We start from the raw sequence: 16,005 nt of genomic DNA, 5'->3' as shown, positions 1-16,005 counted from the left end.
AATTCGGCGCTTTTCCCTGAAGGTGTGCACACCCAAATCAAACGGGCGTATGAATTGAGCGTTTGCCTGCGGGCGGCGACTCGCAAAACAGTCCGAATATCGCGTTGGCGGGTGTGCCAGACGGTTTGGGACTATCCTCGACGGCTGCGCCGTGAGTGAGTCCCTGGTTGGCGTCCGACGTGTACAGTTCAGCTTCCATACCGTGGAGATCAGTTGATGATTTACGAAGGTAAAGCCATCACGGTTAAGGCTCTTGAGAGTGGCATCGTCGAACTGCAGTTCGACCTCAAGGGTGAGTCCGTCAACAAATTCAACCGTCTCACCCTGAACGAACTGCGTCAGGCGGTGGATGCCATCAAGGCGGATGCCTCAGTCAAGGGCGTGATCGTCACCAGCGGCAAGGACGTGTTCATCGTCGGCGCCGACATCACCGAATTCGTCGACAACTTCAAGCTGCCCGACGAAGAGCTGGTTGCCGGCAACCTCGAAGCCAACAAGATCTTCAGCGACTTCGAAGACCTCAATGTTCCCACCGTGGTTGCCATCAATGGCATCGCTCTGGGTGGCGGCTTCGAAATGTGCCTGGCCGGCGACTACCGTGTCGCGGCCGAATCCGCCAAGGTTGGCCTGCCGGAAGTCAAGCTGGGCATCTACCCTGGCTTCGGCGGTACCGTGCGCCTGCCGCGCGTGATCGGTACCGACAATGCCATCGAGTGGATCGCTTCCGGTAAGGAAAACAAGGCTGCCGACGCGCTGAAAGTAGGCGCCGTCGATGCCGTGGTCGCCGCCGACAAGCTGCAGGCCGCGGCGCTGGACCTGGTCAAGCGCGCCATCTCCGGCGAGCTGGATTACAAGGCCAAGCGTCAGCCGAAGCTGGAAAAGATCAAGCTCAACGCCATCGAGCAGATGATGGCTTTCGAGACCGCCAAGGGCTTCGTCGCCGGTCAGGCCGGTCCGAACTACCCGGCTCCGGTCGAGGCGATCAAGACCATCCAGAAAGCGGCTAACTTCGGTCGCGACAAGGCCCTGGAAACCGAAGCCGCCGGCTTCGTGAAACTGGCCAAGACGTCCGTCGCCGAAAGCCTGATCGGTCTGTTCCTCAACGACCAGGAACTGAAGAAGAAGGCCAAGCAGTACGACGAAATCGCCAAGGACGTGAAGCTGGCCGCCGTGCTCGGCGCCGGCATCATGGGTGGCGGCATCGCCTACCAGTCCGCCGTCAAGGGCACTCCGATCCTGATGAAGGATATCCGCGAAGAGGGTATCCAGATGGGTCTGACCGAGGCCTCTAAACTGCTCGGCAAGCGCGTCGAGAAAGGCCGCCTGACCCCCGCGAAGATGGCCGAAGCCCTCAACGCCATCCGTCCGACCATGTCCTACGGCGATTTCGGTAACGTCGACATCGTCGTCGAAGCCGTGGTCGAGAACCCCAAGGTCAAGCAAGCCGTGCTGTCCGAGGTGGAAGGCCTGGTGAAGGAGGATGCGATCCTGACTTCCAACACCTCTACCATCTCCATCAGCCTGCTGGCCCAGGCGCTCAAGCGCCCGGAAAACTTCTGCGGCATGCACTTCTTCAACCCGGTGCACATGATGCCGCTGGTTGAGGTCATCCGTGGCGAGAAGTCCGGCGAAACCGCCATTGCCACCACCGTCGCCTACGCCAAGAAAATGGGCAAGACGCCGATCGTGGTCAACGACTGCCCTGGCTTCCTGGTCAACCGCGTGCTGTTCCCGTACTTCGGCGGCTTCTCCAAGCTGCTCGAGTTCGGTGTCGACTTCGTGCGCATCGACAAGGTCATGGAGAAGTTCGGCTGGCCCATGGGCCCGGCCTACCTGTCCGACGTGGTCGGCATCGACACCGGCCACCACGGCCGTGATGTAATGGCCGAGGGCTTCCCGGATCGCATGGCTGTCGAAGGCCGCACCGCGGTCGACGTCATGTACGAAGCCAACCGCCTGGGCCAGAAGAACGGCAAGGGCTTCTACGCCTACGAAATGGATAAGCGCGGCAAGCCGAAGAAGGTCTCCGACCCGCAGGCTTACGAATTGCTGAAGTCCATCGTCAGCGAGCAGCGTGAGTTGACCGACGAAGACATCGTCAACTTCATGATGATTCCGCTGTGCATGGAAACCGTCCGTTGCCTGGAAGACGGCATCGTCGAAACCGCTGCCGAAGCCGACATGGGCTTGATATACGGCATCGGCTTCCCGCCCTTCCGTGGTGGTGCGCTGCGTTACATCGACAGCATCGGTGTAGCCGAATTCGTGGCCCTGGCCGACAAGTACGCCGAACTGGGCCCGCTGTACCACCCGACCGCGAAGCTGCGTGAGATGGCCGCCAACGGCCAGAGCTTCTTCGGTTAATCGGAACGAACAGAGCGAGAGCGAAATATATGAGCCTGAATCCGAGAGACGCCGTCATTGTCGACTTCGGCCGCACCCCGATGGGCCGTTCCAAGGGTGGCATGCACCGCAATACCCGTGCCGAGGACATGTCGGCGCACCTGATCAGCAAGCTGTTGGAGCGCAACGCCAAGGTCGATCCGGCCGAGGTGGAAGACGTGATCTGGGGCTGCGTCAACCAGACCCTGGAGCAGGGCTGGAACATCGCACGCATGGCGTCGCTGATGACCCAGATCCCGCACACCAGCGCTGGCCAGACTGTCAGCCGTCTGTGCGGTTCCTCCATGAGCGCCCTGCACACTGCCGTGCAGGCGATCCAGACCGGCAATGGCGACGTGTTCGTCATCGGTGGTGTGGAGCACATGGGTCACGTCGGCATGATGCACGGCGTCGATCCGAACCCGCATCTGTCCCTGTACGCCGCCAAGGCGTCGGGCATGATGGGCCTGACCGCCGAAATGCTCGGCAAGATGCACGGCATCAGCCGCGAGCAACAGGACCAGTTCGGCGAGCGTTCCCATCGCCTGGCCCACAAGGCCACCGTCGAAGGCAAGTTCAAGGATGAAATCATCCCGATGCAAGGCTACGACGAGAACGGTTTCCTGAAAGTCTTCGACTACGACGAAACCATTCGTCCGGAAACCACCGTCGAAAGCCTGGCGCAGCTGAAGCCGGCGTTCAATCCGAAAGGCGGCACCGTGACCGCGGGTACTTCCTCGCAGATCACCGACGGCGCTTCCTGCATGATCGTCATGAGCGCCCAGCGCGCCCAGGATCTGGGCATCCAGCCGATGGCCGTGGTTCGCGCCATGGCCGTGGCCGGTGTCGATCCGGCGATCATGGGCTACGGCCCGGTGCCGTCCACCCAGAAGGCGCTCAAGCGTGCCGGCCTGACCATGGACGACATCGACTTCGTCGAGCTGAACGAAGCCTTCGCCGCCCAGGCCCTGCCGGTTCTGAAAGACCTGAAACTGCTCGATAAGATGGAGCAGAAGGTCAACCTGCACGGCGGCGCCATCGCCTTGGGCCACCCCTTCGGTTGCTCCGGTGCCCGTATCTCTGGCACTCTGCTCAATGTCATGAAGCAGAACGGTGGTACCTTCGGTGTGTCTACCATGTGCGTAGGCCTCGGTCAGGGCATCACCACCATCTTCGAACGCCTGTAAGGATTTCGTCGATGTGAAGCCGGGGCCTAGTGCCCCGGTTTTTGTTTTTAGCGGTTTTAACCCAGGAGCCATGCAATGCAGCTACAGCCTGGCATTTATCGCCACTACAAAGGTCCGGAGTATCGCGTATTCGGCGTGGCCCGGCATTCCGAGACGGAAGAGCAGATGGTGGTCTACCAAGCGCTCTACGGCGAATATGGCCTCTGGGTAAGGCCGCTGAGCATGTTCAGCGAAAGCGTCGAGCTGGACGGCGAAAGCGTGCCGCGCTTCGCCCTCGTGCAGGCAGAGAACAGCCGCTTCTGAGCGGCATTGACCTTGCGCCAAGCTTGACCTCGGCTTGACTGCCACTATATATAGCGGTGCCGCGTCAGGCGCCTCCCGCCTTTCACCTCTCGAATTCAGGAACTTTCCGATCCATGGGCAAATCGCTGGTCATCGTGGAATCCCCGGCCAAGGCCAAGACCATCAACAAGTATCTGGGCAGCCAGTACGTGGTGAAATCGAGCATCGGCCATATTCGCGATCTGCCTACCAGCGGCTCGGCCAGCGCCGCCAAGGAACCGGCCAAGCGTGGCAAGGCCGCCGCCGAGGCGCCGGCCCTCTCGCCCAAGGAAAAGGCCAAACGCCAGTTGTTCTCCCGTATGGGCGTCGATCCCGAGCATGGCTGGAAAGCCAAGTACGAGATTCTTCCTGGCAAGGAGAAGGTCATCGAGGAGCTGCGCCGACTGGCCAAGGATGCCGATACCATCTATCTCGCAACCGACTTGGATCGCGAAGGGGAGGCCATCGCTTGGCACCTGCGCGAGTCCATTGGTGGCGACGACAGCCGCTACAAGCGCGTGGTGTTCAACGAGATCACCAAGAAGGCTATCCAGGAGGCTTTCTCCGCGCCGGGAGAGTTGGATATCAATCGCGTCAACGCCCAGCAGGCGCGGCGCTTTCTTGATCGCGTCGTCGGCTACATGGTCTCGCCGCTGCTCTGGCAGAAGATCGCCCGCGGCCTGTCCGCTGGGCGCGTGCAGTCGGTTGCGGTGAAGCTGGTGGTCGAGCGCGAGCGCGAGATCCGCGCGTTCGTGCCGGAAGAGTACTGGGAGATCCACGCCGACCTCGGCACCGCCAAGGACGCCAAGGTGCGCTTCGAAGTGGCGCGGGAGAAAGGCCAGGCCTTCAAGCCGCTCAATGAAGCCCAGGCGATGGCTGCACTGGAGAAGCTAAAAGCCTCCAGCTACAGCGTGGCCAAGCGCGAAGACAAGCCGACCAGCAGCAAGCCTTCGGCGCCGTTCATTACCTCGACCCTGCAGCAGGCGGCGAGCAATCGACTCGGCTTTGGCGTGAAGAAGACCATGATGATGGCCCAGCGCCTTTACGAGGCGGGCTACATCACCTACATGCGTACCGACTCGACCAACCTCTCCGCCGATGCCATTGGCATGGTGCGCGGGTTCATCGAGGACGAATTCGGCCAGAAATACTTGCCGGCCAAGCCCAATGTCTATTCCAGCAAGGAGGGCGCACAGGAAGCCCACGAAGCAATTCGCCCCTCGGACGTCAATCTGCGGCCGAACCAGCTTTCCGGCATGGAGCGCGATGCCGAGCGCCTGTATGAGCTGATCTGGCGCCAGTTCGTCGCCTGCCAGATGCCTCCCGCAGAATACCTCTCCACCACCGTCAGCGTGGCGGCGGGCGACTTCGAGCTGCGCGCCAAGGGCCGCATTCTCAAGTTCGACGGCTACACCCGCGTCCTGCCGGCACAGAGCAAGCCCGGCGAGGACGACGTGCTGCCGGAAATGAAGGAAGGCGAAGTGCTCAGGCTGCTCAAGCTTGACCCCAGCCAGCACTTCACCAAGCCGCCGGCACGTTACTCCGAAGCCAGCTTGGTCAAGGAGTTGGAAAAGCGGGGCATTGGCCGTCCTTCGACCTACGCGGCGATCATCTCGACCATCCAGGAGCGTGGCTACGTCGCGCTGCACAATCGTCGTTTCTATGCGGAGAAGATGGGCGATATCGTCACCGACCGGCTCTCGGAAAGCTTTTCCCACCTGATGGACTACGGCTTCACCGCCGGCATGGAGGAGAACCTGGACGATGTCGCCCAGGGCGAGCGCGACTGGAAGCACTTGCTCGACGAGTTCTATGGCGATTTCAAGACCAAGCTGGAAGTCGCCGAGGCAGCCGACAGCGGCATGCGTGCAAACCAGCCGACGCTGACTGACATTGCCTGTCGCGAGTGCGGACGGCCGATGATGATCCGCACCGCATCCACCGGGGTGTTCCTCGGCTGCTCGGGCTACAGCCTGCCACCCAAGGAACGGTGCAAGGCCACCATCAACCTGATTCCCGGCGATGAGATTGCAGCGGACGATGAGGGCGAATCCGAATCCCGCGTGCTGCTAGGCAAGCATCGCTGCCCGATCTGTGCCACGGCCATGGATGCCTATCTGCTGGATGAAACGCGCAAGCTGCACATCTGCGGCAACAATCCGGATTGCGCCGGCTACGAGGTCGAGCAAGGGCAGTTCCGCATCAAGGGTTACGAGGGGCCGAGCCTGGAGTGCGATAAGTGCGGCAGTCAGATGCAATTGAAGACCGGTCGCTTCGGCAAGTTCTTCGGCTGCACCAATGCGAGTTGCAAGAACACCCGCAAGCTGCTGAAGAGTGGCGAGCCGGCGCCGCCGAAGATGGATGCGATCAAAATGCCGGAACTCAAGTGCGAGAAGGTCGATGACGTCTACGTGCTGCGTGACGGGGCGTCCGGATTGTTCCTCGCCGCCAGCCAGTTTCCGAAGAATCGCGAAACCCGTGCGCCACTGGTAAGCGAAATCGTTCCACACAAGGATGAGCTGGACCCCAAGTACCATTTCCTGCTCAGTGCACCGCAGAAAGACCCGGACGGCCGTCCGGCGGTGATCCGCTTCAGCCGCAAGACCAAGGAGCAGTATGTGCAGTCCGAAGTGGACGGCAAGCCCACGGGCTGGCGAGCGTTCTACGACGGCGGCAAGTGGAAGGTCGAAGACAAGCGCTGATCGTGCCCTACGCGCGCCCGTGGCGGGCGCGCGTATAGTCGATTAACCGCCCGACCGGGCGGTCAGCGATCATCCCCATCGGAGGCTGCCGCAATGGCCCACGAGCTCTATACCCGAACCAACCAGAAGCTGTATTTCGCTGGACTGGCGCTGGATGCCTGGCGCCAGGCCGAAGCCGGTCGTGCCATGAATGCGCAAGCGCTGATCCAGGCCGAGCGCGAGGCCTCGCTGTTCCACCTGTATGGCGCTGTGCTGGGCCTTTGCCATGAAATCGCCGGCTTCTATCGCCTGCCTGAGGCTGATGCAGAGCGTGCCGAGTCTTTGTTGACCCAGTCTGTGCTGGACGCGGCCCCGAGCCCGGAGTTGGCGGAGTTGGTGGAATTGACGCAACAGCCGGAAACCTGGCTGGCGCAGCTGCTAGCTGCCTATGACGCATTGTTCCTGCCGCCGAAGCCGCCCAGGAAGGCCAAGCATGATCCAGGCTTGCCGCTGATCCAAGCGATAAGCCTCGACGAGCAGGAGCAGCCGCTGGCGCGTGAGCAGCTGGAAGACTGGCGCCAACGTCTAAAGGAGCTGGCGCTGCGTTTTCGGGAAACCCTCACGGAGTGCTGAACGGGCCGCACCGGGCTAGGGCCTGGCGGTATCGGCTGGTACAATAGGGGGCCTTTGCCTGAGAACTGACCTATGCCCACCTCCTTCCTGGAAATCGTAGAACTGCCCGACGGGCGCATTGCATTGCGTCGCGCAGATGACGAAGAGGCATTGGTCACCTTGGATTTCTCCGCCGATGCCAAGGCCTTCTTGCAAGGTCATCATGTGGAGGTTGCCAAAGCCATGTTGAACGTCGGCGTGCAGATGGCCGGCCGTTTGGCTGAAGGCGACTTCGAGCGAGAGGATGAGGGCGCGCGAGTCCTGCACTGAGCGGATCACGCTTCAAGCGGTGCACATCCTTGTGCATATGGGTTTTTCAGCCCAGGCAAATATTCAGGCTTTGCGCATTGCCCTCAGTGGCGCTCGCAGCCAGTCGCTGTCTTGTTTGTGATGAGAGCGGAGCCAGCCAGCTCACTACCGTATGGCTGCGGCCCAGGCGTAGCGCTTCGCAAGCCAGTTCGGTCGCGCTCTGGCTGCCGCGTGGCCGAAGGAGCAGAATGCGCTCGCGATTCAGCCCGGCTTCCCGCAACCAGCTCTGCGTGAGGCTGGCTGGGGGTGCGATCAGCGTCAGCCAGCGCGCATCGGCTTCCTCGCTCAGTTCGCGCAAGATCGGTGCCAGCAGGTGCAGGCAATGGCCGGCTGCTCCACTCAATGCCAGTTCGCTGAAGGCAGGCGAGCCGATATCCGTCATCTCCTTCGGCGATGGAGTTGCTTCCCTTGGGGTTAGAAAGGTGCCGAACAGGGGCAGTTGTGTGCGCTCAAGCGTCTGTTGATACAGCATGACCGTTCCTCTAGCGGCGAATAACGCCGACGCTCAAACCTTCTATCACCAGGTCCTGCTGCTGCAGATCCACCTCGATCGGAGCGAACTCGGGGTTCTCGGCGATCAGCCAGACCTTGTCGCCCTCACGCTTGAAGCGCTTCACCGTAACCTCGTCGTCCAGTCGCGCGACCACGACTTGGCCGTTGCGCGCTTCCGGAGTGCTGTGCACGGCCAGCAAGTCCCCGTCGAAAATCCCGATGTCTTTCATGCTCATACCGCGAACCCGCAGCAAGTAGTCGGCGCGAGGATGGAAAAAAGACGGGTTGATCTTGCAGGAGTCCTCGATATTTTGCTGAGCCAGGATGGGAGCGCCGGCGGCTACGCGACCGATCACTGGTAATCCGTCGGTTTCGCTGCTGGGCTCGAATCCAGGTATGCGAATGCCTCGTGAGGCACCGGGTGTCATCTCGATGGCGCCCTTGCGTGCCAGTGCCTTCAGGTGTTCCTCGGCGGCATTGGGTGATTTGAAGCCAAGTTCCTGGGCGATCTCTGCGCGGGTTGGCGGGTAGCCGTTGTCTTCGATGCAGCGCTTGATAAAGGCGAGGATCTCGCTCTGGCGGGGCGTCAGCTTCAGCATGTCGTGGGCTCTGTCTTTTTATACAGTTGCTGGGATTATATACAGTGATCGAGGCTTGGCAATCTTCTATTTTTCCGGCGATCGATTTGCCCAGACCGCGAACGAGGTGGGAGGTGTAACCTATTGCCGCGACCGGTCGTCTCGCTTTTATTGCGCATGCGGTCGATGTCCCTGACCGGTCAGCCAAAATCGGACTCTGTGACTTGACAAGGCGACGGGCTGAAACGTATGTTTCAAACAAGTGTTTGTCAGGTGAGTAGTCATGGCCCAATCAGAAACCGTCGAGCGCATTCTCGATGCCGCTGAACAACTGTTCGCGGAGAAGGGCTTTGCCGAGACTTCGCTTCGGTTGATTACCAGCAAAGCCGGGGTCAACCTGGCTGCGGTCAATTATCACTTCGGTTCGAAGAAGGCCTTGATCCAGGCGGTTTTCTCTCGCTTTCTCGGGCCGTTCTGCGTCAGCCTGGAAAAGGAACTCGATCGCCGCCAGGCCAAGCCTGAGTCCAGGGCCAGTCTGGAAGAGCTTCTGGAAATACTGGTGGAACAGGCCCTGGCGGTTAAGCCTCGCAGTGGTAACGATCTTTCAATCTTCATGCGCTTGCTGGGCCTGGCTTTCAGCCAGAGTCAGGGGCACCTGCGTCGCTATCTGGAAGATATGTACGGCAAGGTATTCCGTCGCTACATGCAATTGGTGCATGAGGCCGCGCCGCGCATTCCGCCGATCGAACTGTTCTGGCGGGTGCATTTCATGCTCGGCGCGGCGGCGTTCAGCATGTCCGGTATTAAGGCGCTGCGTGCCATTGCCGAGAATGATTTCGGAGTGAACACCTCGATCGAACAGGTCATGCGGCTGATGGTGCCGTTCCTGGCTGCGGGCATGCGCGCGGAGAGCGGCGTCAGCGATGAGCGTCTCGCCACGGCGCAATTGAAGCCGCGCAGCAAGGCGACGGCGGCGACCGCCAAGCTTTGATGTTTCGGTGTGGGCGCTGGCCGGTCTGATCGGCTAAGCTAGCGGCCCATGCGCCCCCTCGATTTTCTCCATGTTTCCCTTGCCGACCAGCGCCTCTATGGCTTCGCCGACGGTCGCCTGCTGCTTCGCCTTCCGGTTTCCACTGCCACCAATGGCGGAGGCGAACGCAATGGATCCGGCTGCACGCCGCGGGGCTTGCACCAAGTGCGGGCCAAGATCGGCGATGGCCTACCGGAGGGGGCGGTGCTGCGTGGCCGGCGCTGGACCGGTGAAGTCTGGACGCCAGATCTGCACCGGCAGTTCCCTGGGCGCGACTGGATACTGACGCGCATTCTCTGGCTCAGTGGCTGCGAGCCGGGGCGCAATCGGCTCGGCGAGGTCGATACCTTTCGCCGCTATGTCTATTTGCATGGCACGCCGGACAGTGAGCCCATGGGCGTGCCCGGCTCCCATGGTTGCGTGCGCGTGCGCAATGCCGACCTGCTGGAGCTCTATGAGCGGGTGCCGCTGCACTGCCCCGTGCGTATCGAAGACGCGCCGTGTCCGGACTGGGCCGCGGCAGAACTCGGTTAAGGATTTCTCTGTATGACTTCAAGCCTGCAAGGCTCTTTGATGCTGGATGTCGGCGGCACCTGGCTGACCGCCGAGGATCGGCAGTTGCTGCGTCAACCCGAAGTGGGTGGGCTGATCCTGTTCGGCCGCAACATCGAGCATCCGCGTCAGGTGCGCGAGCTGTGTGAAGCGATTCGTGCCGTGCGTCCGGATATTCTGCTCGCAGTGGATCAGGAGGGCGGGCGCGTGCAGCGCTTGCGCCAGGGCTTCCTGCGCCTGCCGGCGATGCGTGCGATTGCCGACACCCCCGATGCGGCGGGGCTTGCCGAGCAAGTCGGCTGGCTGATGGCCACCGAAGTGTTGGCTGCAGGGTTGGATTTCAGCTTCGCGCCGGTGCTGGACCTCGACCACCAGCGCAGCGCGGTGATCGGTAGCCGTGCCTTCGAGAGCGACCCCGAGCGGGCCTCGCAACTGATTGCGGCGTTCATTCGCGGCATGCGCGCGGCAGGCATGGCCTGCACCGGCAAGCATTTCCCCGGGCATGGCTGGGCCGAGGCCGACTCGCACGTGGCAATTCCCACCGATGAGCGCAGCCTGGAGCAGATTCGTGCCGTCGACATGCTGCCTTTCGCCCGTCTGGCTGCCCAGCTGGATGCCGTGATGCCGGCCCATGTGATCTATCCTCAGGTCGATGCGCAGCCCGCAGGATTTTCCCGGCGTTGGTTGCGGGACATCCTGCGGGGCGAGCTGAAGTTTTCCGGGGTGATCTTCAGCGACGACCTGTCCATGGCGGGTGCCCAAGTGGCTGGCGATGCCGCCGGGCGCATCGAGGCGGCGCTTGGCGCCGGCTGCGACATGGGGCTGGTGTGCAACGACCGTGCTGCCGCCGAGCTTGCCTTGTGTGCCTTGCAGCGGCTCAAGGCAAGGCCGTCCGAGCGGCTGGCGCGCATGCGTCGCAGCGCCTGGCCGTCCCTCGAATATCGCCAGGATCCCCGCTGGCTCGCTGCCCTTGGCGCCCTGCGGGCCGCCCATTTGATCGACTAAGGAAGAACCAATGACTGTCTACGCCATTATCGGTGGCACCGGTCTGACCGAGCTGGAAGGTCTGACCATTGAAGAAGCCTTGCCGATGGATACGCCTTTTGGCGCGCCTTCGGCGGATATCCTGCGCGGTGTCTATGCGGGTCGCGAGGTGCTGTTCCTCGCCCGCCATGGGCAGCCGCACCGTATTCCTCCGCACCAGGTCAACTATCGCGCCAACGTCTGGGCGCTCAAGCAGGCCGGTGCCAATGCGATTCTCGCGGTGAACGCGGTAGGCGGCATTCATGCGGCGATGGGGACCGGGCATTTCTGCGTGCCCCATCAGGTCATCGACTACACCTCGGGACGTGCCCACACCTTCTATGAGGGCGAGCTGGAGCATGTGACCCATGTCGACTTCAGTCATCCCTACGACGACGTCCTTCGCGAGAAGCTGGTGGCGGCGCTGATGGCCGAGGGCTGTTCCCATAGCGGTCACGGCGTCTATGGCTGCACCCAGGGCCCGCGCCTGGAAACGGCCGCGGAGATCGCGCGCATGGAGCGGGACGGCTGCGATATCGTCGGGATGACCGGTATGCCGGAGGCGGTCCTGGCACGCGAGCTGGCGTTGCCCTATGCCTGCTTGGCGTTGGTCGTGAATCCGGCGGCTGGCAAGTCGACCGCCCAGATCACCATGGCGGAGATCGAGCGGGCCTTGGAGCAGGGCATGGGTAAGGTCAAGGCGACCCTGAAGCGCGTCCTGGCAGGGTGATGTCCAGCTGGGGAAGGGGATAAGGGCCGCTTGCGCGGCCCTCTTTCATTAATGGTTTCAGAGCCGGCTGATGCGGACCAACAAGCCCAGGTTGCCGTGGTCAATGTAGGTAAGCTCGCCGGTCTTCACGCGGGCGCTTTGCTTGAGTCTTTCGCTTTCGGTGAGCAGGCCGCTGTCGTCGAACCGGTTGATCCAGAGGTTGGCCGAGAAGTCTGTACTGCGTCCCTGTTGGAGCGTCAGCGTACCTTCGACGGGATGGTGGCCGAATTGCCCTTCGCCCGCGCTCAGGGCTACGGTGGACGGCTGGTCGCCGAGGCTCTGCTGCCAGGCCTGGTGCAGCAGCACCTGATAGCCGTTGTTCGGATTCAGCTTGGCGGCCTCGCTGTCGAGCAGAGTCGAGCGCTCGTTTTGCGAAGATAGCAGTTGAGCGCCGGCGGACCAGTCGTCCGGTGCCGGCTGGCTGGCGAGCACCGGTTCGCCGGCTTGGCGGAAGACAATCAGTTCGACCTGATACAGGCCATCGGCGAAAGCGGCCGGGGCGAGAAGGGCGAGCAGCAGGGCAAAGTGGCGGAAGGCACGCATGAATCAGTCCTTTAAGCAGAGGGTGGAGCGAGGCGTTCGAGCAGCGCCTCCAGTGTATTGAAGCGTTCTTCCGGGCGCTCCATCGGCACCTGGAATTTGAACAGGGTGGCGCCTTCGAACTTGTAGCGATTCGGTTGGCCTTGAATCAGCTTGATCAGCACCAGCGGGTCAACGCAGGTGTCTGCGGCGAACTCGATACGTCCGCCTTGCGGTCCGGCATCGATCTTCCTGATGCCGAGCTTTTCCGCTTGCAGCTTGAGCAGCGTCAGGCGCACCAGGTTCTTCGCCGGTTCTGGCAGCAGGCCGAAGCGATCGATCATTTCCACCTGCAGCTCCTTCAGGCCCTCCTCGTCGACCGCCAAGGCGATGCGCTTGTAGAGAATCAGGCGGCCATGCACGTCCGGCAGGTAATCGTCCGGTATCAGCGCCGGAATGCGCAGGTTGACCTCGGGTCCGCCGCCGAGCGGTTGCTCCAGGTTCGGTTGCTCGCCCTTGCGAATGGCCTTCACGGCCCGCTCGAGCATTTCCATGTATAGCGTGAAGCCGACGGCCTGGATCTGCCCGCTCTGGCCCTCGCCGAGCAGTTCGCCTGCGCCGCGGATTTCCAGGTCGTGGGTCGCGAGGACGAAACCGGCACCGAGGTCCTGGGCATTGGCGATGGCTTCCAGGCGCTTTTCCGCGTCCGGGGTCATCTGTTTGCGCGGCGGAGTGAGCAGGTAGGCGTAGGCCTGGTGGTGACTGCGGCCGACGCGGCCGCGGAGTTGATGCAGCTGTGCCAGGCCGAACTTGTCGGCCCGCTCGATGATGATGGTGTTGGCGCTCGGCACGTCGATGCCGGTCTCGATGATGGTCGAGGCGATCAGCACGTTGAAGCGCTTGTGATAGAAGTCGCTCATCACCTGTTCCAGTTCGCGCTCGCGCATTTGCCCGTGACCGACGGCGATGCGTGCCTCCGGTACCAGCTCGGCCAGGTCGCGGGCACACTTCTCGATGGTCTTCACCTCGTTGTGCAGGTAGTAGACCTGCCCTCCGCGAAGCAACTCCCGCAGCAGTGCCTCCTTGATCACGGCGTTCTGCTGTTCCATGACGAAAGTACGCACGGAGAGGCGGCGTGCCGGCGGTGTGGCGATGATCGACAGGTCGCGCATGCCTGCCACCGCCATGTTCAGCGTGCGCGGAATCGGCGTAGCGGTGAGGGTGAGGATGTCTACCTCGCTGCGCAGCGCCTTGAGCTGCTCCTTCTGTCGCACGCCGAATCGGTGCTCTTCGTCGATGATCACCAGGCCAAGATTCTTGAACTTGACGTCATCCTGCAGCAGCTTGTGGGTGCCGATGACGATGTCCACCTTGCCCTCGGCAAGTTGCTGCATCGCGCTTTCGACCTCCTTGGCGGACTTGAAGCGGCTCATCACCTCGACGGTGACCGGCCAGTCGGCGAAGCGGTCGCGAAAACTGTTGTAGTGCTGCTGGGCGAGCAGGGTGGTCGGTACCAGTACCGCTACCTGTCGGCCGCTGTGCACGGCGATAAAGGCGGCGCGCATTGCCACCTCGGTCTTGCCGAAGCCGACATCGCCGCAGATCAGGCGGTCCATCGGCTTCGCAGCGAGCATGTCCTCGCGCACCGCCTCGATGGCGGCCTGCTGGTCGGGAGTCTCCTCGAAGGGGAAGCCAGCGCTGAAGGTGGCGTAGTCTGCCGCCGGGTCCTTGAACGCATAGCCTTCGCGGGCCGCGCGGCGGGCGTAGATATCCAGCAGCTCGGCTGCTACGTCGCGTACCTGCTCCGCGGCCTTGCGCTTGGCCTTCTGCCAGGTTTCCGAGCCAAGTTTGTGCAGCGGCGCCAAGGCATCGTCGCTGCCGGTGTAGCGGGCAATCAGGTGCAGGCTGGCGACGGGTACGTAGAGCTTGGCGTCATCAGCGTATTCGAGGGCGAGGAACTCGGCGTTCTGCCCGTCGATCTCCAGAGTGACCAGGCCCAGGTAGCGGCCGACGCCATGGTCGATATGCACCACCGGCGCGCCTTCGCGCAGCTCGGTGAGGTTCTTGATCACATTGTCGCCGCCGTCGCGCGCCTTCTCGCGCCGGCGACGCTGCATCACGCGCTGGCCGAACAGCGGACTTTCGGCGACCAGGGCGATGCCGGGGTCTTCCAGCAGCAGTCCTTCGTCCAGGGGGGCGATGCAGATGGCCAGGCGTTCCGGGCTGGCGAGGAACTGCGGCCAGCCTTCGACTTCCAGCGGCTTGAGTTTCAGTCGGGCGAGCAGCTCCAGCAGCACTTCGCGACGCCCGGCGGACTCCGCGCTGAACAGCACGCGGCCGGGGAACTGGTCGAGGAAGCGGCGCAGGGCGCCGAGCGGTTCGCTGGCCTTGGCTTCGATGGCCAGCTCGGGCAGCGGCTGTGCCGGAAAGCGCTCGCGGCCGATGCCCGGCTCCACGTCCTGCTGGCTGACGACCACCCGCGGCCAGCTCTTCAGGCGCGCGAAACAGTCCTCCACCGGCAGGAACAGCTCGGCGGGCGGCAGGATGGGGCGCTCCGGATCGATGCGGCGGTCCTCGTAGCGGTTGCGCACGTCGTTCCAGAACTGTTCGGCGGCCTGTTCGATGCCGGGCAGCGAAAACACCTGGGTGTCTTGCGGCAGATAGTCGAAGAGGGTGGCGGTCTCTTCGAAGAACAGCGGCAGGTAGTACTCGATGCCCGCCGGGGTGATGCCGCTGGCCAGATCCTGGTAGACCGGGCAGCGGCGGAAGTCCACGTCGAAGCGCTCGCGGAAGCGACCGCGGAAATCGGTGACGGCCTTCTTCTCCAGCGGAAATTCGCGGGCAGGCAGCAGGCGGATCGAGTCCACCTTGTCGATCGAGCGCTGGGTTTCCGGATCGAAGGTGCGCAGCGTCTCGATTTCGTCGTCGAACAGGTCGATGCGGTAGGGCAGGGGGCTGCCCATCGGAAACAGGTCGATCAGTGCACCGCGCACGGCGAACTCGCCATGCTCGTAGACGGTATCCACGCAACGGTAGCCGGCGGCTTCCAGACGCAGGCGCATCTGCTCGACGTCGAGCGTCTGGCCGACATCGAGCACCAGGCTGGAGCCGAGCAGGAAGCGCGGTGGAGCCAGGCGGTGTAGGGCGGTGCTGATCGGCACTACCAGAATGCCGTGGGTCAGTTCCGGTAGGCGATAGAGCGCGGCGATGCGCTCGGAAATGATGTCCTGATGCGGCGAGAAAACGTCGTAGGGCAGGGTTTCCCAGTCCGGGAAATGCAGCACTGGCAGGTCCGGCGCGAAAAACGCCAGCTCCTGCTCCAGGCGCTCGGCGCTTTGGCTGCCGTCGGTCAGTAGCAGCGTGAAGCGGCTGGCGGCGCTGGCGGTCTCGGCGATCGCCAGGGACAGGGCGGCACCGGGCAGGTTGCCCCAGTGTTGCTTGCTGGCGGCGGCAGGCAGTCTCGGGAGGCGCAGTACGGACACGGGAAGCT

General features: G+C 62.7%; 14 protein-coding genes. 10 read left to right on the top strand and 4 right to left on the bottom strand.

Translation table 11 applies throughout. The features are described 5' to 3' along the window. Positions 1-216: 216 nt before the first annotated feature. From fadB to ACWKV7_RS02350, 6 genes are all read left to right on the top strand, one after another. Positions 217-2,364, top strand: a complete 2,148-nt coding sequence (gene fadB / locus ACWKV7_RS02375; RefSeq protein WP_483856025.1) for a fatty acid oxidation complex subunit alpha FadB — start codon at positions 217-219, stop codon at positions 2,362-2,364. Between the two features lie 29 nt (positions 2,365-2,393). Beyond that, the gene (fadA, locus tag ACWKV7_RS02370) at positions 2,394-3,569 is read left to right on the top strand and encodes an acetyl-CoA C-acyltransferase FadA (protein ID WP_483856024.1); all 1,176 of its coding nucleotides are present in this window, start codon (positions 2,394-2,396) and stop codon (positions 3,567-3,569) included. A 75-nt stretch (positions 3,570-3,644) separates the two neighbouring features. Then, complete coding sequence (locus ACWKV7_RS02365) at positions 3,645-3,872, top strand: DUF1653 domain-containing protein (RefSeq protein ID WP_483856023.1); 228 nt, start codon at positions 3,645-3,647, stop codon at positions 3,870-3,872. Positions 3,873-3,985: 113 nt separating this feature from the next. Next, positions 3,986-6,592: a type I DNA topoisomerase gene (topA, locus tag ACWKV7_RS02360; RefSeq protein ID WP_483856022.1), complete on the top strand. Its 2,607-nt coding sequence runs from the start codon at positions 3,986-3,988 to the stop codon at positions 6,590-6,592. 93 nt (positions 6,593-6,685) lie between these two features. After that, complete coding sequence (locus ACWKV7_RS02355; RefSeq protein WP_483856021.1) at positions 6,686-7,204, top strand: DUF6586 family protein; 519 nt, start codon at positions 6,686-6,688, stop codon at positions 7,202-7,204. A 72-nt stretch (positions 7,205-7,276) separates the two neighbouring features. After that, the gene (locus ACWKV7_RS02350; protein WP_483856020.1) at positions 7,277-7,513 is read left to right on the top strand and encodes a hypothetical protein; all 237 of its coding nucleotides are present in this window, start codon (positions 7,277-7,279) and stop codon (positions 7,511-7,513) included. Positions 7,514-7,559: 46 nt separating this feature from the next. Here the strand turns inward: ACWKV7_RS02350 and sulA are convergent, their stop codons facing one another. Next, positions 7,560-8,024 (bottom strand): SOS-induced cell division inhibitor SulA, encoded by a 465-nt coding sequence (gene sulA / locus ACWKV7_RS02345; RefSeq protein ID WP_483856019.1) that lies wholly within the window; start codon positions 8,022-8,024, stop codon positions 7,560-7,562. A 10-nt stretch (positions 8,025-8,034) separates the two neighbouring features. Then, positions 8,035-8,643, bottom strand: coding sequence for a transcriptional repressor LexA (lexA, locus tag ACWKV7_RS02340; protein WP_483856018.1), 609 nt, complete (start codon positions 8,641-8,643; stop codon positions 8,035-8,037). 262 nt (positions 8,644-8,905) lie between these two features. On the opposite strand from lexA, the gene ACWKV7_RS02335 reads away from it, so the two are divergent. From ACWKV7_RS02335 to ACWKV7_RS02320, 4 genes are read left to right on the top strand one after another with little or no spacing between them, the layout of a single operon-like run. Further along, positions 8,906-9,613 (top strand): TetR/AcrR family transcriptional regulator, encoded by a 708-nt coding sequence (locus ACWKV7_RS02335; RefSeq protein WP_483856017.1) that lies wholly within the window; start codon positions 8,906-8,908, stop codon positions 9,611-9,613. A gap of 48 nt (positions 9,614-9,661) precedes the next feature. Beyond that, a complete protein-coding gene (locus tag ACWKV7_RS02330) occupies positions 9,662-10,186 on the top strand; it encodes a L,D-transpeptidase family protein (RefSeq protein ID WP_483856016.1) in 525 nt (174 codons plus the stop codon). A 24-nt stretch (positions 10,187-10,210) separates the two neighbouring features. Further along, the gene (gene nagZ, locus ACWKV7_RS02325; RefSeq protein ID WP_483856276.1) at positions 10,211-11,209 is read left to right on the top strand and encodes a beta-N-acetylhexosaminidase; all 999 of its coding nucleotides are present in this window, start codon (positions 10,211-10,213) and stop codon (positions 11,207-11,209) included. Between the two features lie 10 nt (positions 11,210-11,219). After that, positions 11,220-11,957: an S-methyl-5'-thioinosine phosphorylase gene (locus ACWKV7_RS02320; RefSeq protein WP_483856015.1), complete on the top strand. Its 738-nt coding sequence runs from the start codon at positions 11,220-11,222 to the stop codon at positions 11,955-11,957. 57 nt (positions 11,958-12,014) lie between these two features. Here ACWKV7_RS02320 and ACWKV7_RS02315 read toward each other — a convergent pair whose 3' ends face one another. Further along, a complete protein-coding gene (locus ACWKV7_RS02315) occupies positions 12,015-12,539 on the bottom strand; it encodes a CsiV family protein (RefSeq protein WP_483856014.1) in 525 nt (174 codons plus the stop codon). Positions 12,540-12,550: 11 nt separating this feature from the next. Further along, the gene (gene mfd, locus ACWKV7_RS02310; RefSeq protein ID WP_483856013.1) at positions 12,551-15,997 is read right to left on the bottom strand and encodes a transcription-repair coupling factor; all 3,447 of its coding nucleotides are present in this window, start codon (positions 15,995-15,997) and stop codon (positions 12,551-12,553) included. Positions 15,998-16,005: the final 8 nt, after the last annotated feature.

Source organism: Zestomonas ipomoeae (assembly GCF_057128665.1).
Note: the sequence above shows the minus strand (reverse complement) of the source record. Positions and strands in the feature narration are given on the sequence as shown.

Bases quoted from the DNA above. Each gene is read 5' to 3' on its own strand.
- fadB (WP_483856025.1), top strand. From the start codon at position 217: ATGATTTACGAAGGTAAAGCCATCACGGTTAAGGCTCTTGAGAGTGGC.
- fadA (WP_483856024.1), top strand. From the start codon at position 2,394: ATGAGCCTGAATCCGAGAGACGCCGTCATTGTCGACTTCGGCCGCACC.
- ACWKV7_RS02365 (WP_483856023.1), top strand. From the start codon at position 3,645: ATGCAGCTACAGCCTGGCATTTATCGCCACTACAAAGGTCCGGAGTAT.
- topA (WP_483856022.1), top strand. From the start codon at position 3,986: ATGGGCAAATCGCTGGTCATCGTGGAATCCCCGGCCAAGGCCAAGACC.
- ACWKV7_RS02355 (WP_483856021.1), top strand. From the start codon at position 6,686: ATGGCCCACGAGCTCTATACCCGAACCAACCAGAAGCTGTATTTCGCT.
- ACWKV7_RS02350 (WP_483856020.1), top strand. From the start codon at position 7,277: ATGCCCACCTCCTTCCTGGAAATCGTAGAACTGCCCGACGGGCGCATT.
- sulA (WP_483856019.1), bottom strand. From the start codon at position 8,024: ATGCTGTATCAACAGACGCTTGAGCGCACACAACTGCCCCTGTTCGGC.
- lexA (WP_483856018.1), bottom strand. From the start codon at position 8,643: ATGCTGAAGCTGACGCCCCGCCAGAGCGAGATCCTCGCCTTTATCAAG.
- ACWKV7_RS02335 (WP_483856017.1), top strand. From the start codon at position 8,906: ATGGCCCAATCAGAAACCGTCGAGCGCATTCTCGATGCCGCTGAACAA.
- ACWKV7_RS02330 (WP_483856016.1), top strand. From the start codon at position 9,662: ATGCGCCCCCTCGATTTTCTCCATGTTTCCCTTGCCGACCAGCGCCTC.
- ACWKV7_RS02320 (WP_483856015.1), top strand. From the start codon at position 11,220: ATGACTGTCTACGCCATTATCGGTGGCACCGGTCTGACCGAGCTGGAA.
- ACWKV7_RS02315 (WP_483856014.1), bottom strand. From the start codon at position 12,539: ATGCGTGCCTTCCGCCACTTTGCCCTGCTGCTCGCCCTTCTCGCCCCG.